The organism is Paenibacillus sp. FSL H3-0457, assembly GCF_037981725.1.
Lineage (GTDB): Bacteria > Bacillota > Bacilli > Paenibacillales > Paenibacillaceae > Paenibacillus > Paenibacillus amylolyticus.
Genome location: NZ_CP150283.1, coordinates 2246750 through 2271260, shown reverse-complemented (window position 1 = coordinate 2271260; position 24511 = coordinate 2246750). Strand labels below are relative to the sequence as shown.

Below are 24511 nucleotides of genomic sequence, written 5' to 3'. Positions count from 1 at the left end.
AAATGAATGAATTTTCATGTATCCAAAATATATCATAACGTTCTCTATTACGAAAGGATACTTGGAAACGTTCTCTTGATAAGAAAAACTAATCCGAACCGTTTCCTTTCGATTCGGATTTCTTTTGCGATCCATCCTCCGTCTGTTTCTCGGAGTCATCCTGCAAAGTTTGTCCTGTTTCAGCCTGCTGTTTGATGTTGTCCGGGGTTTGCTGCGGTTTGGACCATTCACGATTCGTCAGATCCTCCTGATCCTCCTGTTTCTTCAACACTGCAATGGCCTGTCTGAGCTTTGCAGGCAATGGAAGACCGATTTTGGCATAATTCTCGGTAATCGAAATGAGTTCATTCACCAGATAGAAATAAATAGCTCCGCCTTTGATAAAATCGGTTCCCATGATCAGATCAATTCGATGAGCAAGCAAAACAACGGTCAGCATGAGCCCTTTGCGGGCAATCCCCCAGAATCCAATGTTGCTATTCAAGCCGGTACCTGTTCTTACCGCCGCTGCCAAACCTGTTATATAATCCACAGCCATCGCGACCGCGAGCAGGCTCAGCAATTGATCCCATCCGCCAAAAGCAAACGTAACAAATGCTCCCGAGATGACAGCAAAGGTATTCACAGATAGATGCACGTTCCTCACCTCTCCTTTACACTTGAGTATCATACAATATATGTAAAAGTAAGAGATTTGACAGGTCACATGTCATGCTGAACATGCGGATTTATCATTTCAGATTTGTGCACATCCTCTTCACAACAGGGGAACGAAAATCACATGCTTTTGGGGAATTCAGGGAAATAAACCGCATCATATCAACAAAAAACAGATAAAAGTTCTTTAGACCTAGTAATAAGTAATTAGAACTATATTATTTTTATTCCTGTCCAATTTCTCCCCTCATTTTTAGTGAAACATTGTAATCTAGGAATATACTAGGATGTGAATTGCGCATGGTCTAGTTCGTAGTTCCCTCTTTATCGTGAATTGACGCATTGACGCATTTGTAACCGGTAATCCCGGCACTTGAAAGTACCCCGTTGTTTATTGTAGTATTTGGTTAAAAAAAATCGGAGGAAATATGCCTAATCAACCAGAACAACATTCCATCCAGGCGTGGTCTCTGATCAACCGTAAATACTTGGGAAAAGGCGTCCGTGTTAAACGATTCCGAAAACCGACACGCTGTCAAATCCGCAATCGTGTTCTTCTTGCCGTGCTGATGGCCAATGATATCAAGTTGTCCCAGCTTGCTGAAGACCTCTCCATCTCTTCACGCAGTGTCAGTGCGTGGGTATATGAAGGACGGATACCCGGCAGTACCAATTTGGACAAGACTTGCCAATTACTCGGCTACCCGCGTCATATTCTCTTCAATGAAGAAGTTGTGCGTAATAGCCCTGTCATATGTCAACCCGAGTCATCTCGCTTCATGAAGCGTACGGTGACCCGTTCTCCGGTTAGTAACCGTATTTTGACAGGCTTGTGTATGGTCCATGATCTGTCGGTGACAGATGTCAGCCACTGGATCGGGGTTCATCCCGGCACTTTCCGCAAATGGCTGCATCAGGGAACACTGCCTTCTGCTGCATTTCAGGAACAAGCGGAGCAATTTTTCCGTATCCCGAAAACTATTTTGTTCGCAGATGTCATCTTGAAAGATCGTCGCAACAACTAAATAAGCGAACAGCCAAAAGGCTCTGATCTCCCCATAGGGAGGCCAGAGCCTTTTTTAAAATAAATGCATGCCTTCTCTCTCGGACTTGAAGCACTGTTCTGGCTATTCCAGCAGAAATGTCAGATAACCTACCCTTTTTCGTCTTTTGCTCCCAAGGAGAGCCATCACAGCCCGCTACAAGTGAAGTTTATGCATTTCATCATGATCATTCTCTCTAAAAGGTCATCCTAAACTCGTGTTTAACACTTCATTGATATATCTCAATCCGGTATATCGAGGACGAAGCGTATGCGCTGTGTTGAATGCATGTTCCACCATCTCCGGGGTTACACCAAGTTGCTCAGTAGTCACAGGTCCACCTACTTGTTCCAACCATGCGATGAGCTGAGTAGCCTCCGGCAATTGGTCATATATCCCAAACACCGGTTCACCCGATGTCTGTGCAAGTTCTTTATATTTCACCGTAAGCAATGCACAAGCTACGCCAACTTTGGCACCATGCAGAACCGGCCTTTCTCCCGCTTGCATCAGATCCATCTCCAAAATATGGGACAGATGATGCTCACCTCCGGATGCCGGACGGGAATGGTCAATGATCAGCATGGAGATACCGGAAACAATTAGTGCGTCCATTAATACAGCTACTCCCTCTGCTCGCCCCTCCGCAATCGCTTGTACATGATCTATGCAGGTATTCAGCGCTTCTTCTGTCATCCGATAAGCAACCGGACAGAACGGTTCCCCGCCCAGATCACGAGAAACAATCCAATCTGCAAGGGAAGTATATTTGCCAAGCATATCTCCGAATCCGGCAGCCGTCATCACTTGGGGAGCTTGCTCCAGGATATTCATATCGGCAAAAATGGCTTCAGGCGGAACAGCCTGAAATGTCTGTTTGATTCCGCTTACAATTAAGGGTGCACCCGCAGAGGTAAAGCCATCTACTGAAGCCGCTGTCGGTATCGACAGAAAGGGCTTATTCATTTTGGAACAAACAAATCTCACCAGATCATGAATGGTACCTGAACCCACCGCAATTACAGCCTGACTTTCGAGTCTCACACCCAACATAACCTGCACAATAGCTGCTTCATCCGCAATGATATCCCCCGTGCGATTCTCCGGAAGAGCGATCTCATCCACATGCATTCCCGCTTCGCGAATACTACTCAGCACATCAGATCCGGCGGCCCGAAACGTATGTCGATCATAAACAACCGTCACCTGACGATATCCTTGCTCAGACAAATAACCCGGTAACCTCTGAATGGCCCCAGCTTCCAGATGTATCAGCATATCCACCACTCGGTGTTGATGACCGCAAGCACACTGCTGTGCTTCCTCATTCCATGCTGCAATTCGTTCGTTCATATTCATTCGCTCTTACCCTCCCATATGAGATATCATGCATAATTAACGGGTTAAAACCACAAGATAAAAAAGGAAATAAAATGTGATGATTTTCCTGATCACACTTTACTGCCTGTACCCAATATTTGCAAATCCATATCTCACATTTCCAAGTAGGTGAAGCAATGAAATTAACGAAAGAATTAGGAATTTCGCTCGGATTTCTCGCTGGAACCACTTTTGGCAGCGGTATCGCTTTTTTGTTTCGTCTCCAGTCGGTTGAAGTGGTTGCCAGTGTAACGCTATTTGGTATTGCAGGAGCCATTGCCGGGATCATCACGGCAGTCATTCTGCGCCAGCGGCAACATTAGCATTAGCATGCTGGTAGCAAAATGTAGGCTTCACACGAATGATCCACAAAATAAAAAAAGGTTCGTGAATTGCCCTAGAGCAACTCACGAACCTTTTTTTGTTAGATGCGGTCGAGAGGACTCGAACCTCCACGGGGGTTAGCCCACACGGACCTGAACCGTGCGCGTCTGCCAATTCCGCCACGACCGCATAATATGTATCTCCTCATCCATCGATGAAAAGCGTTCCGGTGAAACAATTCCTTGTTTTACCGTAATTCAGAGTATACATGCTCCAAAATAAAAATGCAACTTCTTTTTTTACTCATTCAAGAATAGGACATATGTCCTTTTTTCTCAACTTCTAACACCCTATCGTAGCATTAAACAACAAATATACCATCCATACGAATGCAAAAATGAAGGAGAGATCCACCTTGAAAACAACCCATCTGTGCTTTATCGGTGCAGGGTTTCATGCATCCACGAATATTTACCCTTCTGTTGTTGAAGCCGGAGCGCAGATCCAGGCCATTGCCACACGCAGTATGGAACGCTCTGAAGCAGCTCTGCTGCGATTTGGCAGCAACGGACAAGCGTATGATAACGCTCAGCTTATGTTACAGCAGGAAACTTGTGACGGTGTCGTTGTGGTCGCCCAGCCTGTAGATCAGACCGCCCTTGTTCTCGAATGCATTCGGGCTGGCAAGAATGTATACGTGGATAAGCCGCTCGGATGGAACGCAGCGGAAGCCGCCACTGTAGCAGAAGCTGCCGAGCAGGCTGGCGTCGTTGTCATGGTTGGTTTTATGAAACGTTATGCCCCCATATACATGAAGCTGAAGGAGATCATTGATAGTGGTTCGCTAGGTAATGTACGTTCATTCCAGATGAAATTCGCTGTAGACAGTACCCCATTTTGCAAGGATGAGGAACAGTTCATGAAGCTCGCTGCCATTCATATGGTCGATCTGATGCGTTACTTATTCGGAGAAGCAATACGAGTTACAGGCACAACCGTGAAGGACGGGGAACACATTAATCAAAGCATTTCCCTTGTATTTGAGAATAACGTAGTAGGCAGCGCTTATTTTACTGGCATGAGTGCTTGGTCACGGGAGAGTGAAAGTGTACTCGTCACCTTTGACAACGGATTTGCGTCAGCTGAAGAGATCAACACACTTACTGTTCATCAATCCCGAAGCTCGACCAGCCTTCCCTGGAAATCTCTCGAGGAGCAAGATACTGTGTATACACCTTCCGGATCTCCCATGTCAGGAGCTTATCGTGACCTTTATCTACGCGGGTTTGTTGGTGAAATGGCGCACTTCATCGCGTGTTGCCAGAATCAGACTGTCCCACATTCCAGCGCCAGGGATAATATTGCAACAATGGCTCTATGTGACTCCATTCTATCGTCACTGAAGTAGCGTATATACGCTCATCATCATATTTTATACTTCCAGCGAAGAGCCTGAAACCGGGGCTCTTTTTTATATTATAGACATCAGCACATCTGCCTTCGACTATAATTAGGGTTTATAATCCGCATCATAAGTGATATGCTCTTTCATGAACTATACGTACGTTATGTAATATAACCACCCAAATAGATACTATAGAAAATCACCGTAAAGTGGAGGTGTACTTATAATGAAAAAGGACGCAACCAAGCTATGTCCCGCGCCATACGGCTGTTCCGTGGAAGTTACCCTCAGTGTGATCGGAGGCAAATGGAAAGGTGCCATTTTGTATCATTTATTCTCCGGTCCTTTGAGATTTAACGAGATCCGAAAATTGTTTCCTGACATCACCCAGCGTATGCTCACCCTGCAACTTCGAGAGTTGGAAGGTAGCGGAATTGTTCATCGTGAAATATACCCCCAGATCCCACCTAAAGTGGAGTATTCCCTCACACCATTCGGTGAAACGTTAAGGCCGATTATCTTCAGCATGCGAGATTGGGGAGAAACGTATACAAATGAGGTTCTGGCCAGATCCTCACAAGAGGTATAGTACACAAAAGAAGCTGTCCCTGGTTTTTAGGGAACAGTTCTTTGCTCGCTTATTTAATAACCGATTGGATCGTAACCGTACGGTTACGTCCCTCTTCCTTCGCTTGATACAGTGCATTATCCGCCAAGTGAAACAGTTCTGTGGATGTTGTGGAGTGCTTCGGATATTCAGCAATTCCAGCCGAGATGGTCACGGAACGATCTATAGGCAATACGCTTTCTTCGACCGTTATTCGGATACGTTCAGCAATCTCAAAAGCGACGTTAGACTCGGAATTTCTTAACAAGACTACAAATTCCTCTCCACCAAACCTGGCGCAGACATCTTCTGGTCGAACAGACAATTGAATGATATTGGCAATGTGTTTTAATACTTCATCCCCAGCATGATGCCCGAATGTATCATTAATGGACTTGAAGCGGTCGATATCCAGAACAATAATGGAGAATGGCACCTCATCCTGAATCCATTCCTGAATGACTTCTTCGAAGGTTCTGCGATTGTTCATGCCTGTTAAAACATCTGTTCTGGCATCATAGACAAGCTGGTTTGTCTGTTTCCTAAAGTTCGCCAATGCGCCAACAACTGCTCTTGTTAGAAGGTCTGCCTCTCTATTCCAGTGAGGTTTCATCACAGGCAGTTCTACTTGTCCCTTATCGACCTGATTCACCAAATCAGCCAGCATAGCAAAAGGACTGGCCAGCTTGCGTGCAACCCGAACCACAATAAGGGTCAGGATCAGGAAAGGCACTGAGGTGTACAGTAACAACATACGGATATGATGATTCAACTGATCGTACACCGTTTGGGTTGGAGACACGATTACGACGCCCCAATCTGTTGATGGAACTTTGTAATAACCTGCAAGCGAATCCACACCTGCCAGGTTTTTGTATTGTTCTTTACCGTGCTTGTTTACTAGCAGCTTTTGCACCACTTCATTTTTACTGACATTTTCACCAATTCGGTTGGTGTTTGGGTGAAATAACAAAGTGCCCTTCTTATCCACAATAAAAAAGTAGGACCCATTACTTGTCTTGAGCTGACTGCCAAAAGACAGACTCAATATATTATTTTCCTGCAAAAAGATATTTCCACCGATTGTTCCTTGGTAATCCCCTGCAGAATCAAAGATCGGTTCACTGACAAATACAATTCTGCGTTTGGTTCTGGGTGTCTGGTACGCTTCGGAGATATACGAAGTTCTCAATTTAACCGCTTCTTTTGCTGCATTGGAACTAACATGGTGACCTACACTAGCCTCTGAGTAAGGTGAGGTTGACCTGACTACCCCAGCTTTATTTACCAAAGAAACGGAATTGAAAAAATTACTGCTATTGCGAACCAAATCCAATGTGGAATTCAACTCTTTTGTATTGGAGTGATCCATATCCGGGAAATAATTGGCTGCATATTTCAAGCTCTCTTGCATGGAATAAAAAAGCGAATCCAGCGTTTGACTCATTTGCACAGCGCTTGCATAGTTTAAGGACAGGGTGTTATCAATGAGTGACTGTTTCTGAGATGTATAAGATGAGATGACCATGAGGGTCAATGTCATTATAACTGAAATAGTGACCAACCCGCCGAGTAAAGCCGTGAGGCTGATCTTCTTGATGTTTTTTATTTTTCTTCGTAATCTTCTAGATCTCTTGATCTGTGCAATCATCGTTTACTTCCCCCGGATTTTCATGAAAAAGCATATTCCTTCTATCTTATACGAAAGTTGTTAAGATCAAATAAAGAGACTGAGAAATCTTAACAATTACATCGTAAGATTGACGATTTAATGACATTTTACTTTCCCTGGAAGAATCACTGTTCAGAATCGCCCTAATCGACAATGATATATCCTTCTTCTGGCTCTTGTTCAACAAACCCTGCCATCTGACGAACCTGAAATTCGATCGGGTGATGACTACCCATTAAAATGCGATTTTGAACTTCATCCGCTGTTTCTGTAGGTAATGCGAATGCACGTGTATAGGCAAACTGTGCCTGAAGTGTCGTATAGATCGCATTGACAAGCCGATCGTTGCCCGCACGCCCGAACACATTAAGGATCACAGCTCCGTCCGAGTCCAGCTTGTCCTTGACCATGGCAAAAAAATCACTGGATATAAACTGCTCGGGTGTACCCGTTGCCGTAAAGGCATCAATAATAATATAATCATATGTCGCAGCGGGTTCCTGACCTAATAATTCACGACCATCCCCAATGAGCACAGGGCTTCCCTCATATCCAAAAAAGGTCTGGCTCAACTCCACGACCTCTGCGTCAAGCTCAGCCACCTTTACCTGACGATCAGACAAGTAGGTTGACAATGTGCCAATACCATGTCCCACCACAAATACGGTATCAAACTCAGGATCATTCCGTTCCATTAGATGCACCATCGCTCTCGGATACTCCAACACCATCCGGTTAGGCTCATCCAGATCCATGGCTCCCTGCACAGCTGCATTGGAGAATTCTAATACACGAAACTGGCCCTTCTCTCCATAAAGCTTTTTGGTATCATATACCGTCAGCTCATGCTGTTCACTTTTATTCCGATACAGAACTCTCACTAACCGTTCTCCCTTCGATCTCTTGCACACATTCGACATATACCTTCATTCTATTACACGGGATGACAACATACCACCCTATACTTGAAAGATCATAGTACAACAAAAAAACCGTTCCGACTCATTCGGAAACGGCCTTTTGATGAACTATTTAACACTTCTAAGACCCTATGGCCTCATGCAGAGCCTGGACATATGCCACACCCAGATTAGAGAGAGAAGTGCTCTTGTGGCTTATCCACCCTACATTAATGGATTCCTCACATTCCAGCGGTACAGGAATGATCTCGTCTCCGTTCAGATCAGCGCTAAGTACACCTGTAGAGATCGTATAACCATTCAGACCAATCAACAGGTTAAACAATGTTGCGCGGTCATTGACCTGTATGCTTTTGGGGTGAGATAACGTACTTAGGATCTCTTCGGAAAAGTGAAAGGAATTGTACTCTCCCTGATCAAATGACAAGTACGGATAATCCTGCAGTTGCTCGATTGCAACCGACTCCTGCTTCGCCAGCGGGTTCTTCACACTGATAAAGATATGGGGCTTGGCTGTGAACAAACTCGTGAAAACCAACCCCGCATCTTTTAACAATTTGTTAATCACCTTGGCATTGAACTCATTCAAATACAAAATGCCAATTTCACTACGCAGGCTTTTCACGTCCTGAATAATCTCGTAGGTCTTTGTCTCCCGAAGCGCCAACTCGTATTCATCCTGACCATACTGCTGTACCAGACGAACAAAGGCATTCACTGCAAACGCATAATGCTGCGTCGATACAGAGAAGTGCTGCGGGGATGGCTTGGCGTTCAAATAACGATTCTCCAGCAATTCAGCTTGTTCTACCACCTGACGTGCATAACTCAGAAACTCAACGCCTTCTTTAGACAGAGATATTCCCTTATTGGTACGTTCAAAAATAGTAATTCGCAACTCCTGCTCCAGATCCCGAATGGCATTCGAAAGGCTGGGTTGCGAGATAAACAACCTTTTGGCTGCTTCATTCATGGAACCGCGCGTGGCAACTTCGATCACATATTTTAGTTGTTGTAATGTCACTGCACTATTCCTCTCTTTCTGGTTCAACAGGCAGACCAACGGTTGCTTCTTCCCACGGAAGTACATTCCATGGACTGTCTGCCCGCTCGAACAAATGCTCTACAAGCGAAAAGTGCTCCAGGGCTGACTCCGTCTCCAATTCTTCATGCCAATACTGACGTCCTATAAGGTAGGCAAGCCCGAATTCCGTCCAACTTGAATACGCCTTTTGAATTCGCTGCGCCATTTCATACATAAACGTCCATGCCGTCTTCTCATCTACATAACCGACCTGCATCGCCATCCGTGTAATTGATATGGCTCTTCCCCAGTCCCAGGCGCTGATGCTTGCCGCATTCAGGCGACTGTCATAGAGCTGGATGACCCTCAATTGAGTTCTGAGCGTCTCTTCCTCCAAACCAAGGATGTAGTTTTCCTGCTCCTGATGAGTCATTACGGACAATAACGCCCTGTGTTGATCAAATTTATCATGGTGCCCGCTTCCTTCTCGAAAACTTTCCATTTGCTGATGAAATGACTGCTCGTCCCGAATACTCCATGTCCGACCAAACATCTCAATGATGCCTTCCCTTTTCCCATCCAATCGTTCAATATCATACCCTGTGGCAAATTCCAAAGCATTTGCCTCAAGTAAAATGGCTCCCGCTGCCAGTGTCCACTGCTGTCTTGTATCAAGCAAAGAATGCATCGTTGAATACCTCCACGTTATAATACGGTCTGAGCTCTTCATCATTCAATAGATCAGGGAATTGAAGTGGTACGGTTTGTTTCAACCCCATCTGGAATATATTGAACTTCAGCTTATTGAACCAGGCTCCCCGTCGACTCAGACGCTCTTCCATATCCTGCAGACGTGCAAGGTAATCCGGATGATCAGGTCGGTCTGCCACAGCCTCTCTGGCATACACAAGTGCCGGCTCTCCTTGACCAAGATGCATATAGGATAAACTCAGTAAACTGCATGTATCCCCCCGCAAACCAAACTCGTAAGCCCGGGTCAACATTTTGCAAGCGACATCGTATTTACGTGCCTGATATAGATGTAAGCCCCCATAATAATAGCTGTAACCATCAATCTTGGCAGGTTCTACTGTTTTATAATAATGCACCATAGCGCTGTCCAACTCATCCCACTGCTTGAGTTCGGCAAAGATGCGAATCATTTGTAAAAGCGCCCACGGATTATTAGGTTCGTGATCCTGAATCTTCAAAATCCATTTTGTTGCCTCCTCAAACTTACGATCCGCAAGCAGGCAGACAGCAATCATTTTTGTTAATAAAGAAACCTCCGGTATCTTTTTATGGAGCACTAAGAAGAAATCATGGGCAGTGCTCCAGTTCTTTCTAGCAAAATGGAGATCCGCTGCTGCACCAAGAGCTTCATCTTGATACGCAGTGTCCCCAGTCTCCAAATATTGTTCAATGGTAGACAACGTAAGATCAATCTTGGCTTGTCTTCTGTAGGTTGTAAATAGATGATATAGCGTGCTCGGATAACTCTCGATACGTAAACAAGCTTGGAAACACTGAACAGCATCCTCGAATCGATCTACATTCATATACGATATGCCAAGGTAGTGATAGAGATCAGCACTTTCATTACCTTCATTCATATAAGTCTCAAAGCAAGTTATAGCCTTATCATACTGTTCTAAATGATAGTAACTGAAAGCTAATCCAAATTCATAGCCTGCGCCACCATTTAATGTTTTTGCCTGTAAATAATTCAAGGTAGCCTGTTCATATTGTTCCAGCGCTCGATAGGCTTCACCGAGATAAAAATAGACTCCCGGCTCTTCTGACATGTATTCTTTCACAATAAGACCGTCTGATATTACTGCCTCATCATGATCAAGATCATAATTGACTTTTATGCGTAAGTACAAAGCCTCTTGATGAACAAAGGCTTCTTCTGTGGACATTGCGACAGACTGATTAAGGTACTGTAAAGCAAGTTTTCGATCTACATCATATACGGTTTGACCAGCCGAAAACCACGCTTTCCTGCTTAACAGTACTTCTGATCCAAATCCTTCAATCATGGATATTACCTTGTCTGATCTTTTCCTTATACGGTAAAGCTCGATCAGTTCCTCGATCTGTTCTGTTCCAGGTTGGATGTTATTTTGAAACTCCTCTTCCAAAATCGTGATGCGTTCTTGCTCATATTCATTGCGTACATGCCATAGACGAGTTCGCAGTTCCAAGTCCGCTGGGAATCGTTCTAACGCCGCCTTATATAAGGCTATGACCTCATTTTTTCTACCCAACTGGATCAGACACTGCGCTGCAGATGATAAAGCAGGACTATAGATCACTGCTTCAGTTGCATCCGACAACTGCATGTTGATGGATAACGCTTCTTCAGCATGTCCACACTTCAGTAACACGTCTGCCAAGTGACGGAAAATTTGAGGCTCATTTTGTAGTATAGTTGCAAGCCTGGAATACATGTGGAGTGCAGTCTCCCAATCCTCAACATTCATCGAATATACCGCAATCAAGCGCAGTAACACAGGGTCTTGTTCATACATTGCGTAAGCTTTGCCCAACATCTCGTGCGCTGTGTCCAAGTCTTGATGAATGAGTGCACGTCTTGCGAATTCACGAAAATATAAATAATCGTCGATCTCCAAACCATCTGCTGCCGCTTGGTGTAAAAATTCAAGCTGCAAATCATATAGACTTTGACTTTGGTAACGAATGTGACTTAGAAACGAGTAAGAAAATCGCTCGCTTAACTCCTGTTCATTGTCCATCCAGCCAAACGTATCATCTAATAATTTCCATACCATACTAGGCAGCCAGCTTCTTTCTGCCAAAACATCTAACAATTCGATGTGTAGTCTTTCCCGAACCTGAATGCTCCAGAATTGCTCATCCTCCACAAGGTTCACCCATAGATCGTAACGAATGCGTGAGTCAAAATCTTCATACAGTCTGATCGTTCTCTCCAGAAAATGATTTACAACTTCACGTAGCGGATCTTCCCGCTTAGGAGGAGCTATATGTAAGTCTTCGATATGTATACCTTGAGCTAAAACCTGCGTATCTTCCGTGAAGTGGTGTGTACGATCATCATCAAAATCAACATTTATCGGTTGGATCGATCCTGTTGATGCTATTTTTCCAGCTTGCTCGTAAGCTGCTCTAAGCTCCTTGAACCCTTCGGGATTCTCTTCTGGATGATTATGTTTTAACCGTAATGAATAAGCCCGTCTAATCGCATTTAAATCTTTAGTAGGCTCTATACCAAGTATTCCCCAGTAATCCATGCTGTCGTTCCTCTCTTATCTAGGATTCTTCTCAACCTACAGATGTAGTTGCTATCAAAAAAGTGTAACATCGCTCATTAATATATCATATCCCTTCTTCAGTATGCTTCTTTTCAGACAACCCTCTTCGTAAAAAGCGATATCAAACGACTTCGTCATACACTCGATATTAAATACTAGAAACAGCAAAAAGACCCGCGTCATCATGACGTGGGTTTTCGGATTCAAATAGGTAGCAGTGCCATCAAGAGAATAGGCTCTGTTTTTCAAAAACAGACATCTGGTTCTCCCCGGTAATAGGACATTCATCAGGATACATACTTCGTTTCTCCAACTTCTCGTCGATAAAATCAACCACCTGCTGTAGCGAAGCAATCTGTGCTTCAACTTTCTTCCGGTGATTCACCAGCATCTCCCGTTCATCCGGGAAATCGGCGAGATCGGAATCCATGGACATTTGTAAATAAGGCTTCATTTCCTCCAGAGACATTCCTGTTTTTTTCAGGCAAGTGATCAACTTCATCGTATGGATATCCTCCGAGCGATATACCCGATGGCGATTGGCCTTGCGTTCCGCTCGGGGAAGCAGCCCAATCTTCTCATAATAACGAATTGTATCTTCTGATAATCCGGCCTGTTCTGACGTTTCTTTAATGGAGAACACTTCATTCTCACTCATCATATGGGCCTCCTCCACATTCATTTCTCTCCATATTACAACTTGGAGCTGACTCCAAGTCAAGCATGATCCATTCCATCCCAACACCCCTTGACTTGGAGTCGACTCCAAGTTATAGAATGAGCGCAGCATACAGATTCGTTCTGTAATCCCATTCTATCTGGAGGTATATATGAATATACAAAATCAGCTTCGCACCGCTCTCATCACAGGTTCAACGTCAGGAATTGGTCTTGAACTGACACGCAGGTTACTCGCTGAGAGATGGCAGGTAATCGGTCTCAACCGTTCTGCTTTCCCATCCGAGGATACCGATATTCAGAACGCCTTACGTTCAGGCCAGCTCCGTTGGGTTCAGGCTAACCTGACCAACTATGACAGTCTGAGAACTGCACTGGATCAGATTAAATCCGATACCGATTCGATTGATGTCTTGTTTAACAATGCCGGGGGTAGCGCTGCCGAACTTCGTTTCTCTGATCAGGGGCATGAACTGCACTTTGAACTTCAGACGATAGTCCCTTACATCATCTACATGGAATTAGTTGAGCTATTACTCAAAGGACAGATGAAAACAGTTATTAATACTTCCACCACCTCGTTCAATATGGTCAGACAATTTGATATGAACATCCTGGAACGTCCAGCCGAATTCAAAAAGCTGTTTGGTCCTTATGCCACCTCGAAGCTCGGCTTATCCCTATGGACACGCGAGGTTGCCAAGTCTGCCAGTGCGGATGGCATACAATTACTAAGCGTAGATCCCGGTGGAAATAACACGCTAAGGGGCAACAAAACATCCGGCCTGCCCTTCTATATCAAACCTATCATGAAATGGTTCTTTCCTCATCCAAGCCATGGCGCTTCGTTGCTCTACAATGCGGCCTTATCCCCAGCCAGACACGAATCCGGTGCGTTCCTGGTTAAAAATAAAGCGGTAGCGCTTCGTTTCACAGAGCAAGGCCCTGCTGTTTTAAAGCGGGTAAACGAGATCTACGAGCAGCGTTTTCGTACAACGCAGTCTGGAAAGACCACAATCACCCCATCTTAATCATGATGGATGGTGAGCAGTAAACATAACAAAAAAACACGCCATAGCGGCGTGTTTTTAGGTTTATAGGCTTTATGGTTTTTTTTCCTTGTTAGATAAAGACACTCAACAATAACACCATGCCAAAGGCGGCAAATCCGAGAATGGTCTCCATGACCGTCCATGTCTTAAGTGTCTGCGGCACAGACAGATTCAAATACTCTTTGACAATCCAGAATCCCGAATCATTCACATGGGACAAAATAATTGAACCTGCTCCCGTTGCGAGCACCAGCAACTCCGGACTTACCCCCGGCATCGTCATAGCGATTGGAGCCACAATGCCCGCCGCTGTTGTCATAGCAACCGTAGCTGAACCTACCGCCGCACGAATCAATCCGGCAATAACAAAGGCCAGCACGAGTGGCGACAGATGCGCACTTTGTGCAAAACCCGCTATCGCGTCACCTACACCGCTGTCTGTCAGGATACGGTTGAATCCGCCTCCTGCACCGATCAGCAAGATAATGGAAGCAACTGGGCCCAAGCAATCATTTGTATATTTCAATATCTGCTGTTTGCTGAAACCACGTGCATATCCAAAAGAATAAAAGGAAAAGAGCAAAGCGAGCAGCAGTGCAATAATCGGACTACCGATGAAATCAACGACCTGACGGAATCCGTTTGTCTCTGGTAAAATCAGATCCACAATCGTAGCGAGCAACATCAGAATCACCGGAAGCAAGATCGTAAAGAGGGTGATGCCGAAACCAGGCAGTTCCCGATCTTTGGTCTCAGTGAACTGTTCCATTAGCTCACTTGAAGTCTCGACTTTGATCCGCTTGGAAATCCATGTTCCATAGAGCGGACCTGCAATTGCTGCGGCTGGAATGGATACAATCAGAGCCAGGAATATTGTTTTACCAACATCGGCATTGAAGATTCCTACCGCGAGCATCGCCGCCGGATGAGGCGGAATCAGACTGTGTACCACGGCAAGACCCGCGACAAGTGAAAGTCCGATTTTGATCAGCGACGTCCCTGTATGCTTCGCAATAACAAATACCAGCGGGAAGAGTAGCACGATCCCAACCTGGATAAATACCGGAATACCACAGATCAGTGCAACAACCATCATCGCCCAGTGTACATTCTTCTCACCGAAGACACGAACGAGTGTCTGGGCTATTCGTTCCGCCCCACCAGACTCGGCCATGAGTTTCCCGAGCATCGTTCCAAGTCCCAGAACAATCGCGATGAATCCGAGAACGCTTGCAACACCTTCTTGATAAGACTTCACGATATCCGTGAACGGCATACCCGAGATCAATCCCATAAAGACAGCGCCCACGATTAGGGCAACAAATGGATTCATTTTAAATTTGGCAATTAACAGAATCAATCCAAGAATGGATATCAGTGCGTAGAGCAGCAGACTTGCATCATGACTAAGACCGAATACGGAATACATCCGAATAGCCTCCCCCAAGTTGTTATGTTGTGTCAGCACGCAGAATTACACTGGCCCAAACGACCTGAACACTGCGCACCTTCGTATTAAGCTTAAGCTTCGATCTTCTCTACCGTCTCCAGTAGCGCACGTTCCCCGCCAACATTCCCTGGAAACACGATATATGGGATACCACTGAATTTGGCTTCTTCCCCTGTCAACCATACCGGAATGCCCGCAGCCACTTGACCGAGCACCCTTGCTTTGCGTATGGCCAGACCTTTCGTTGCCACATCACTGGATGTAATGCCACCTTTGGCAATAATGAACTTCGGTACGACTTCAAGAGATTGCACAATCTCGACCAACGCGGATGATACCGTCTGACTGATCTTGAAATTGCCCTCATGTCCTTCTACGGTGATGAGCTTACGGCTGCTGTATACAACAACATTGTTGCCCTCCGCAAGCTGTCTGTTCGCTTCACCAATCACACGTCGAATTTCTTCCGTATATCCATCCGGCGTTAATACACGCTCCACATCGATCTCCAGACTGATGATGCCCGGAAACGTAAGCAGTTGTTCCAGTTGACGAGTCGTCTTCTGCACATAGGAACCAACAACAACGATTCCGCCATGTTGTTCCTGTCCGCTTGCGATCAGCTGCTCTTTCGGCAGAAATGCCTGATCCGAGATGCCTGCATACGATTTGACAAAGGAGGCCGCCGTCCGAAAAATAAAAGCTTTCCCCTCATCCTCTGCTTGAAGCAAAGCCAGAGAAAGTACATCCATGTCTGCATAAGAGAGCGCATTCACGATAATCGGTACATTGTCTTCGGCTTTCAGCAAAATCACTTTGACTACATCGACTCCTTGACGGATTTCCTCCAGTGAAATGGTGAGGCAGCGACTAGCCTTAATACGGCCTGAAGTCTTCTCCTCTACCCACGATGGCAGATCTCCATGCTCATACCCAAATACTTTATCCTTGGCAAATTCCGTCTCATGAACTGGAATCAACTGTTCGCCCTCAACCATATAATGCGTGTTGCCTATCGTAACCCGTCCTGCCTCGAAAAAGGCCGGAATGATCAGTTGTCCGTCATATGCACGTCCGCTGACACGCGCCACTTCTTCAGCTAGCACATCCGTCTCCAGCGGATAATAACCACGTAGCATGGAGTCACTACGACTCACAAAGGTGAAACTCGTTCCTTCCTCTGCTGCAACCTCTTGCACATTGCGGGCAATCTCCCGATTAATACGTTCCGCTGTATCTGCATCCAGCCCTCGTGTATTGGTCAGAATATAGAATATCGATTCAGAGGATCGAAATGCCTCCTGCAACAGTGGCTTGTCCCACTGCGTCAACACATCAATATCATGAACCGTCTGTACACCGGTTGGGTCATCATCCAGCACGATAATTTTGCGAGCCCTCGCGTCCTGCAATTGTTTAATCTGTCCTCGCACTCCTTCAGAAGAGTTGTCCGTCCGAAGAGCTGCGGGGATATCCGATAACGTCTGATAGGTCATGTCTCTCCACCTCATATCTATATCTATTAACATTCTTTTTTCTTTTTTTAATTTTTTATTAGACCCGATTCACTTCTACACCTGCGAGTTTCTCAAAATACTGAACGATTCCGCCATGGTCATCTGCGGCTTTCCCATCAATCTTCAGTGCATGGAAAATCTCCAGCAACTGACTGCTGAGCGGTAAAGGAACTCCGATATCATGCGCCGTTTCCATCACATTGGTCATGTCTTTGAGGTTAATATCAATCCGTCCCCCAGCGACAAAGTTACGATCCAGAATGAGTGGCACTTTCGCATCCAGTACCGCACTTCCAGCGAGCCCGCTGCGGATTGCCTGATACATCTTTTCTACATCAATGCCAGCTTTGGCTGCAAATACAAGCGCTTCGGACATGGCCGCAATATTCAGGTTCACGATAATCTGATTCGCCAGCTTGGCGGTAGCACCGGAACCATTATCCCCCACTCGCGTTACATCCTGTCCGACCACTTGCAGAACCTCTTTCACAGATTCAAAAATCATTTCATTGCCACCCACCATGATGGCGAGTGTACCGTCTATTGCTTTGGGTTCTCCTCCACTTACAGGTGCATCCAACATATATAATCCCGATTGGGATACAAGCTGAGCCAGCTCTTTGGAAACGACCGGTGAGATGGAGCTCATGTCGATAATGATACTTCCCGTATTGGCTCCTGCCAGCACACCTTGTTCGCCCGTTATAACGGTGCGGACATGCTCTGAGTTGGGCAGCATCGTGAAGATGACATCACTATGCTCAGCCACCTCTTTTGGAGATGCTGCGCCTCGCGCTCCCGCATCAGCCAATGACATCACAGCCGTTTGATTAATATCGTATACGCTTACATCATATCCCGCCCGGATCAGGTTCAATGACATAGGACGTCCCATAATACCGAGTCCAATAAATCCAATTCGTTTCTTCATCTTGCAATCCCTCCAGCCTAAATTCTTCGCTTTTCACTCTTGTAATCGCTATCATTCCTGTTCACATTCGTTATTGTACACAACATTTTAATTTTTGTATACAATTTTATTGTTTATGTATCCTAAAATTAAAATTTGGTTTTTAATCTTGTTGTTTATTGCCATCTTTTTCGCTAAAGTAAAGGGAGAGGTGAAATACAATGCAACCAAGTACGGACAAGTCCCGTCCAGCTTATCAGCAGGCCTATGAAGTTCTGCGGGACATGATTTTGCAAGGCACCCTTTCTCCGGGAACCAAACTTGTGGAAGAGAAGCTGGCGACTGATCTGAATGTCAGCCGGACCCCGATCCGTGAATCCATCCGCCGCTTGGAACAGGAAGGATTAGTCGTGAACAAACGGGTCGTCAAGCTAACCGAGACCGATCTAAGAAATACGTTTGAATTACGGAAGTTACTGGAGGGACATGCGGCTCAATCTGCTGCTGCCTTCTTATCCGCCCAGGAAGTGGCGGCTCTTGAGCATTGCGTGCACGTGGGACATACCGGAAGCAAAGAAGAGATTATGGAAGCCAATAAAGAGTTTCACGAAATCATCATGCGTGCGAGTAATAATGCATTGATGATTGATCTGTTCGACAAAATGCAATCCGTCATTTATCTATTCCGGCAGACGGTTGTATATTATCAGCGCCCCTTCCTCATTGAAGAGCATCATCAGATTTGCGAAGCGATCAAGGCACATGACGGGACGACTGCCGAACGACTGATGAAAGAGCATCTTCAATCCGATCTGGAATTCTGCCTTCATCTGATTCGATAACCAGATTCATGGATTGTTCGACCTTCTCACATCCGTATAAAGACGTGACCGCATTGTGGTCACGTCTTTTTTTGTCGTTTGTCCCTCATATTATCCAGGCCCTGATTCATAGGTGTAAACATAACGATACAATGTCGCGTGTGACATGTTACTGAATCTGGAGGGATCACTTCATGACCAAAGGACAGCAACCAAACGAAAAGCCGTTTATCATCCCGCAACCCATTCGCAGTGATGGCGCTGGTGGACCTGATCTGGGACCCAGAGACATCATGAGAGATATACAAAACCCCGATATGCTGGTACCTCCGGCAACCGATAACGGGTTATTGCCCAATCTGAGAATGTCTTTTTCCGATACACATATGCAATTGAACCATGGCGGTTGGTCACGTGAAATCACCGTACGGGATCTCCCTATTGCCACTACACTGGCTGGTGTGAACATGAGCCTGACACCGGGAGGTGTACGGGAATTGCACTGGCATCAACAATCCGAGTGGGCCTATATGATCTGGGGAACGGCAAGAATCACTTCGGTAGATCAGAACGGACGTAATTTTATTGCGGATGTCGGACCTGGCGATCTCTGGTTTTTCCCCAAAGGTCTCCCCCATTCCATTCAGGGACTGGAGGATGGTTGTGAATTTCTGCTTGTGTTTGATGACGGGTCCTTCTCCGATCTGAATACGTTATCCATATCGGATTGGTTTGCCCACACCCCACCAGAGGTATTGTCTGTCAATTTCGGCGTGCCCGAATCCGCTTTTCAGTCAATGCCGAAGGAACAGGTCTACATTTTCCAAGATACCGTCCCGGGTTCCATCGAGAGCCAAGAAATTCAGTCGCCATATGGTACCGTTCCTCTCACATTCAAACACCGATTGCTGGCCCAGGAACCACTCATTACACCCGGTGGAAGCGTGCGGATCGTAGACTCCACCAACTTCCCCATCTCAACTACCGTTGCTGCCGCACTCGTTGAGATCCGACCTGGCGCCATGCGTGAACTGCACTGGCATCCCAATGCAGATGAATGGCAATACTATCTGACAGGACAAGGGAGAATGACTGTCTTTGGAGGCAATGGCATTGCTCGCACATTTGACTATCGGGCTGGAGATGTCGGATATGTTCCTGTCGCAATGGGACACTATATACAAAATACCGGCACAGACACGTTATGGTTTTTGGAGATATTCCGAAGTGATCGATTCGAGGATGTATCGCTGAATCAGTGGATGGCGTTAACCCCGCGGGATCTGGTCCGTGACAATCTGAATGCGCCGCCTGAGTTGCTCGATGCCTTGCGTAAAGTAAAATGGCCTGTCGTTTAATTTAGTATGTATATCTATCATTTAAGCTGAAATGGGGTAATTGTCAGAGAATCCCACTATATAAGGAGGAATATGAAAGATGAGAGCCGTTACGTTTCAGGGAATCAAGGACATTCAAGTCAAAGAGGTTGAAGATCCCAAACTGCAACAGAAGGATGACATTATCGTTCGTATTACTTCCACAGCTATATGTGGATCGGATCTGCATATTTATCAGGGAGCCTTGCCTGCTGCCAAAGATTACGTTATCGGTCATGAACCGATGGGCATTGTAGAAGAAGTAGGTCCAGAAGTGACACGTGTGAAGAAGGGGGACCGTGTGGTCCTGCCTTTTAACATCGCTTGTGGTGAATGCTTCTATTGCAATCATGACATGGAGAGCCAGTGCGATAATTCCAATGGCAATCCGGATATTCATACAGGTGGATATTTTGGATTCACCGAACGTTACGGAAACCACCCCGGAGGTCAGGCAGAATTATTGCGTGTTCCCTACGGAAACTTCACTCCGTTTGTGATTCCTGAATCCTGTGAACTGGAAGATGAAGCTTTATTATTCCTGTCCGATGTTCTTCCAACCGCATATTGGAGCGTGGAGAATGCCGGAGTTAAACCGGGAGATACGGTCACTGTACTCGGTAGTGGACCCATTGGGCTGATGACGCAGAAGTTCGCCTGGATGAAAGGTGCCAAACGCGTTATTGCTGTGGATCGCCTGCCTTATCGACTGGAGAAAGCCAAACGTTTGAACGATGCAGAGATCTTTAATTTCGAAGATTACGATGATATAGGTGAGCACATTCGTGAGATTACACAAGGCGGAACCGACGTTGTTATCGACTGTGTAGGTATGGATGGTAAAAAAACCACGCTGGAGGAGATCGGACAGAAGCTGAAACTTCATGGCGGTTCACTGAGTGCGATCGAAATCGGCATGAAAGCAATCCGCAAATTCGGTACACTCCAACTTACGGGTGTATATGGCTCTTCCTACAACATGTTTCCGTTAGGTAATTTGTTTGAACGCAATATCAATCTTAAAATGGGACAAGCTCCTGTTATACATTACATGCCTGAATTGTTCCGCAAAATCACTGCTGGTGAATTTGATCCAACGGAGATCATCTCCCATCGAATTTCACTGGAGAATGCAAGCGATGCATATCGCATTTTCAACGATCATGAAGACGAATGTACCAAAGTTATACTAAAACCCTGAACCGTCGCTATGATTATAAATATGCAAAATAAAACAAGCAGAACTACCTGTTCAAGGTACTCTGCTTGTTTTATTTTATCGACATTCATCCTGTTACCGTTGCATAAACTGCTGAGCCAGCTAAATGGTCTTTACCTAATCAGACATTCGTCGGTTTAATCGCCTGAATATACACACTTTCTCCTTGGAAGCTGTCGAGCTTCCCGTTCGTTGTCACTTCAAAATTGAAAAATTTTCTGATGATGGACGGTGCACTCAACATACTTGCTTCAAGTTCCCTTCTCTCCCGTTCCGGCAGTGCCGCACGTTTACACCACTCTTCAAACTTAAAGCGCTTCTGGAAGGAAACCATCGTTTCCATTAGGAAGCTCGCATACTCCAGCATATGAATCCACTCCGTCTTGCGCCATGCTCGAACATGGCTTGCATCTCGGCACTTCTCTACTTCATTGTAAAACTGGTCATTCTCATCACGTTCAGGTGCCACGTTGTCAATGAATAACAACCTTCCACCGGGCTTCATAACTCGTAATGCCTCATGAACAAACGAAGAAACATCCGTAAAATGGTGAGCAGCGATTCGGCAGGTTACAAGGTCATAGATATCATCATCGAATGGCAGCTTCTCTGCATCCCCGGCAACAAAATCTACATTACAGTGTCCATTGCCCTGGATAAATTGTTCAGCCACCTGTAGCATTTCCTCCGTTAGATCGAGAGCTGTCACCCGCTGAACAAGTGGAGCCAGAGCGTTGGCGACATGCCCTCCCCCAGTGGCGATATCCAGCACATTCATATCCGGAGTGGCTTGAGATAAAGCCACGAGCAACGCGAGATCCTCACCTTTGGCATGCCCCGAACTCGTCACGTATTTACCAGCATTTTTCGCAAACTGCTTCTGCACCTGACTTTTGATTACATCAGACATTCCAATTCCTCCTGCATAAGTTTCATTAGACAAAACATAGTTTCAAAATATAATTATATTTATTTTACCATAGATGAATGTAAAAGCTAAATAAGCATTTTACACAAATCCGGAGGCAACTTTCCACTACCTAACCAAAAAGCTGAAATAAAAAACATCCCCCAAGTGAGTTTCACCCAGGAGATGTTTCTTATATTTATTACTTCACAAGCGTTGGTGACTTCTTCCACAATCCCAGAATCAGACCGGAGATCACAGATCCAATCGCAACAGCAAGCAGGAACAACAGTGCGTGGTTCGCCAGTGCTGCAACAAAGATCCCGCCGTGCGGAGCTGGTACATTAATGTGCCACAGTTGTGTCAATCCGCCAGCAACAGCGGAACCCAGAATACAAGAAGTCAATACACGCAATGGATCAGCCGCAGCAAATGGAATTGCACCTTCTGTAATGAAAGAGAATCCAAGTACATAGTTAGTCAAACCTGATTTGCGTTCTTGCTCTGTAAATTTGGATTTGAAGAACGTTGTTGCAAGTGCAATCGCCAGAGGAGGTACCATACCGCCTGCCATAACCGCTGCCATCCATGCACCGTCTGTGTTACCACTGGATGTGAATACCCCAATAGCGAATGTGTAAGCCGCTTTGTTGAACGGTCCCCCCATATCGATGGACATCATACCACCAAGCAACAAGCCCAACAATACCGCATTACCTGTACCCAGATTACCCAGTGCATCTACAAGCCAGGTGTTCAGGGAACCAAAGATTGGATCAAAGACATAGAAACTGATGGCACCTACGATCAGCAAACCAAATACCGGATACAGCAAGATTGGTTTCAAGCCATCAATCGCTTTTGGCAATCCTTTGAACAACTTACGGAGACCAATAACTACATAACCCGCCAGGAAACCGGCAGCCAAACCACCAAGGAAACCGGCGTTTGAGTTAACCGCCATCAATCCACCGACCATACCAGGCATCAGGGCTGGGCGATCACCAATACTCATCGCGATAAATCCGGCAAGTACCGGAATCAGGAAGTGGAACGCACCTGTTCCGCCACCGATCGTTTGAAGCAGTTGCACAATCGGATTCTCAGGGCTAGCAAGCTGTTCGAACAAGAAGGAGATTGCTAGCAGGATACCGCCACCTACAACGAATGGCAGCATATGCGAGATACCATTCATCAGATCTTTATAGATTTTGCTACCTACACTAATCTTGCCAGTGCTTGCGCCCTCTTCCTTCGCATTTCCGCCTTGGCTGCGATAGATCGGTGCATCACCGTTAACGGCCTTGCGAATCAGCTCTTCGGATTTACGGATTCCATCACTCACCGGTCTTTGCAATACCGGTTTGCCATCGAAACGTGCCATCTCCACATTTTTGTCTGCGGCAACGATAACCCCTTTAGCACGAGCGATCTCATCAGCAGTGAGAACATTCTGCGCTCCTTCAGAGCCGTTTGTCTCTACGCGAATATTAATGCCCATTTCCTGAGCTTTCTTTTTAAGTGCATCTTCAGCCATAAACGTATGAGCTATACCGGTTGGACAGGCTGTAACCGCAACAACAAAATCTTCCGAATTGGCATTACCTACAATCACACCAGAAGTATTCTGTTGCTGACCAGTAGTAGAAGTGGATGCGGCATTTGCTTCTTTTTCAGCTTTTGCTTTTTCTTTGGCTGCTTCCTTCTCCGCTGCTTCTGCCTGTTTGGCATCAAACAATGCACTAACTTCCGCAGGTGTATCTGTACTCATCAATTGTGAGATGAAATCGCTATCAATCAACAACCTGGAAAGAGCTGCAAGCGTACGCAGATGGGTATTACCTGCGCCTTCTGGAGCCGCAATCATGAAGAACACATGAGCTGGCTGATCATCCAATGCTTCAAAATCAAGTCCTTTTCTACTCTTGGCAAATACAACTGTTGGTTCGTTCACCGCTGTTGTTTTGGCATGTGGCATTGCAATTCCGCCACCGATACCTGTGCTGGATTCAGCTTCTCTTTTATAGATCATTTCCTTGAACAGGACCGGATCATTGATTCGTCCGCTTCGGTTCAGGCTTGCAATTAGTTCATCAATAGCCTCATCTTTGGTTGTGGCTTGCAGGTCCATGATCATCGTTTCTTGGATCATCAAGTCTGTTATTCTCATCTCGGTACACTCCCTTAAGTTCAGTCGGCCTGCCTAGGCAGGCCTCACTACATTACAATTACAGTAAAAACCTTTTATATTGC

Annotated in this window: 20 protein-coding genes, 1 tRNA gene and 1 pseudogene; 8 read left to right on the top strand and 14 right to left on the bottom strand. The window is 45.7% G+C overall.

The window, feature by feature from the left end:
• Window positions 1-253 precede the first annotated feature (253 nt).
• Window positions 254-637, bottom strand: a pseudogene (locus MHH25_RS10220) (phage holin family protein); the annotation flags it as partial.
• 448 nt (window positions 638-1085) lie between these two features.
• Here MHH25_RS10220 and MHH25_RS10215 point away from each other — a divergent pair.
• Entirely contained in the window at window positions 1086-1682 is a 597-nt protein-coding gene (locus tag MHH25_RS10215) for a helix-turn-helix transcriptional regulator (protein ID WP_017689431.1), read from the top strand.
• Window positions 1683-1904: 222 nt separating this feature from the next.
• Here MHH25_RS10215 and MHH25_RS10210 read toward each other — a convergent pair whose 3' ends face one another.
• The gene (locus MHH25_RS10210; RefSeq protein ID WP_340019932.1) at window positions 1905-3059 is read right to left on the bottom strand and encodes a sn-glycerol-1-phosphate dehydrogenase; all 1155 of its coding nucleotides are present in this window, start codon (window positions 3057-3059) and stop codon (window positions 1905-1907) included.
• 158 nt (window positions 3060-3217) lie between these two features.
• On the opposite strand from MHH25_RS10210, the gene MHH25_RS10205 reads away from it, so the two are divergent.
• Window positions 3218-3403, top strand: coding sequence for a hypothetical protein (locus MHH25_RS10205; protein ID WP_036609735.1), 186 nt, complete (start codon window positions 3218-3220; stop codon window positions 3401-3403).
• 106 nt (window positions 3404-3509) lie between these two features.
• On the opposite strand, the gene MHH25_RS10200 is transcribed toward MHH25_RS10205, so the two are convergent.
• A tRNA-Leu gene (locus MHH25_RS10200) sits at window positions 3510-3593 on the bottom strand.
• 226 nt (window positions 3594-3819) lie between these two features.
• Between MHH25_RS10200 and MHH25_RS10195 the strand changes: the two genes are divergently transcribed.
• Together MHH25_RS10195 and MHH25_RS10190 are read left to right on the top strand one after the other, a co-directional pair.
• A complete protein-coding gene (locus MHH25_RS10195; protein ID WP_340019931.1) occupies window positions 3820-4812 on the top strand; it encodes a Gfo/Idh/MocA family oxidoreductase in 993 nt (330 codons plus the stop codon).
• Window positions 4813-5035: 223 nt separating this feature from the next.
• Window positions 5036-5398: a helix-turn-helix domain-containing protein gene (locus MHH25_RS10190; RefSeq protein ID WP_017689435.1), complete on the top strand. Its 363-nt coding sequence runs from the start codon at window positions 5036-5038 to the stop codon at window positions 5396-5398.
• Window positions 5399-5447: 49 nt separating this feature from the next.
• Here MHH25_RS10190 and MHH25_RS10185 read toward each other — a convergent pair whose 3' ends face one another.
• The 6 genes from MHH25_RS10185 to MHH25_RS10160 form a co-directional block, all read right to left on the bottom strand.
• Window positions 5448-7067, bottom strand: coding sequence for a sensor domain-containing diguanylate cyclase (locus MHH25_RS10185; protein ID WP_340019930.1), 1620 nt, complete (start codon window positions 7065-7067; stop codon window positions 5448-5450).
• Window positions 7068-7231: 164 nt separating this feature from the next.
• Window positions 7232-7969: a fused MFS/spermidine synthase gene (locus MHH25_RS10180; protein ID WP_340019929.1), complete on the bottom strand. Its 738-nt coding sequence runs from the start codon at window positions 7967-7969 to the stop codon at window positions 7232-7234.
• Between the two features lie 160 nt (window positions 7970-8129).
• On the bottom strand, window positions 8130-9032 hold the full coding sequence (locus tag MHH25_RS10175; protein WP_017689438.1) for a LysR family transcriptional regulator: 903 nt from the start codon (window positions 9030-9032) through the stop codon (window positions 8130-8132).
• A gap of 4 nt (window positions 9033-9036) precedes the next feature.
• Complete coding sequence (locus MHH25_RS10170) at window positions 9037-9720, bottom strand: DUF1266 domain-containing protein (RefSeq protein ID WP_340019928.1); 684 nt, start codon at window positions 9718-9720, stop codon at window positions 9037-9039.
• Window positions 9704-12307: a hypothetical protein gene (locus tag MHH25_RS10165; RefSeq protein ID WP_340019927.1), complete on the bottom strand. Its 2604-nt coding sequence runs from the start codon at window positions 12305-12307 to the stop codon at window positions 9704-9706. The genes MHH25_RS10170 and MHH25_RS10165 overlap by 17 nt, the downstream gene beginning before the upstream one ends.
• A gap of 244 nt (window positions 12308-12551) precedes the next feature.
• On the bottom strand, window positions 12552-12986 hold the full coding sequence (locus MHH25_RS10160; protein ID WP_338708922.1) for a MerR family transcriptional regulator: 435 nt from the start codon (window positions 12984-12986) through the stop codon (window positions 12552-12554).
• 172 nt (window positions 12987-13158) lie between these two features.
• Here MHH25_RS10160 and MHH25_RS10155 point away from each other — a divergent pair, with 172 nt between their 5' ends.
• The gene (locus tag MHH25_RS10155; protein WP_340019926.1) at window positions 13159-14037 is read left to right on the top strand and encodes an SDR family NAD(P)-dependent oxidoreductase; all 879 of its coding nucleotides are present in this window, start codon (window positions 13159-13161) and stop codon (window positions 14035-14037) included.
• Between the two features lie 91 nt (window positions 14038-14128).
• Here the strand turns inward: MHH25_RS10155 and MHH25_RS10150 are convergent, their stop codons facing one another.
• From MHH25_RS10150 to garR, 3 genes are all read right to left on the bottom strand, one after another.
• Entirely contained in the window at window positions 14129-15487 is a 1359-nt protein-coding gene (locus MHH25_RS10150; protein WP_282322027.1) for a GntP family permease, read from the bottom strand.
• Window positions 15488-15579: 92 nt separating this feature from the next.
• Window positions 15580-17004 (bottom strand): four-carbon acid sugar kinase family protein, encoded by a 1425-nt coding sequence (locus MHH25_RS10145; protein ID WP_340019925.1) that lies wholly within the window; start codon window positions 17002-17004, stop codon window positions 15580-15582.
• Window positions 17005-17062: 58 nt separating this feature from the next.
• Window positions 17063-17956 (bottom strand): 2-hydroxy-3-oxopropionate reductase, encoded by an 894-nt coding sequence (gene garR / locus MHH25_RS10140; protein ID WP_340019924.1) that lies wholly within the window; start codon window positions 17954-17956, stop codon window positions 17063-17065.
• A gap of 200 nt (window positions 17957-18156) precedes the next feature.
• Between garR and MHH25_RS10135 the strand changes: the two genes are divergently transcribed.
• The 3 genes from MHH25_RS10135 to MHH25_RS10125 all read left to right on the top strand — a co-directional run bounded on the left by MHH25_RS10135 (window position 18157) and on the right by MHH25_RS10125 (window position 21333).
• Window positions 18157-18777, top strand: a complete 621-nt coding sequence (locus tag MHH25_RS10135) for a GntR family transcriptional regulator (protein ID WP_340019923.1) — start codon at window positions 18157-18159, stop codon at window positions 18775-18777.
• Between the two features lie 173 nt (window positions 18778-18950).
• Window positions 18951-20114 carry an oxalate decarboxylase family bicupin gene (locus MHH25_RS10130; protein ID WP_340019922.1) on the top strand — a complete coding sequence of 388 codons (1164 nt, stop codon included), beginning with the start codon at window positions 18951-18953 and terminating at the stop codon, window positions 20112-20114.
• A gap of 79 nt (window positions 20115-20193) precedes the next feature.
• Window positions 20194-21333, top strand: a complete 1140-nt coding sequence (locus MHH25_RS10125) for a zinc-dependent alcohol dehydrogenase (RefSeq protein ID WP_340019921.1) — start codon at window positions 20194-20196, stop codon at window positions 21331-21333.
• Between the two features lie 139 nt (window positions 21334-21472).
• On the opposite strand, the gene MHH25_RS10120 is transcribed toward MHH25_RS10125, so the two are convergent.
• Window positions 21473-22261, bottom strand: coding sequence for a methyltransferase domain-containing protein (locus tag MHH25_RS10120; protein ID WP_340019920.1), 789 nt, complete (start codon window positions 22259-22261; stop codon window positions 21473-21475).
• A 199-nt stretch (window positions 22262-22460) separates the two neighbouring features.
• Window positions 22461-24428 (bottom strand): fructose-specific PTS transporter subunit EIIC, encoded by a 1968-nt coding sequence (locus MHH25_RS10115; protein ID WP_340019919.1) that lies wholly within the window; start codon window positions 24426-24428, stop codon window positions 22461-22463.
• Window positions 24429-24511 lie beyond the last annotated feature (83 nt).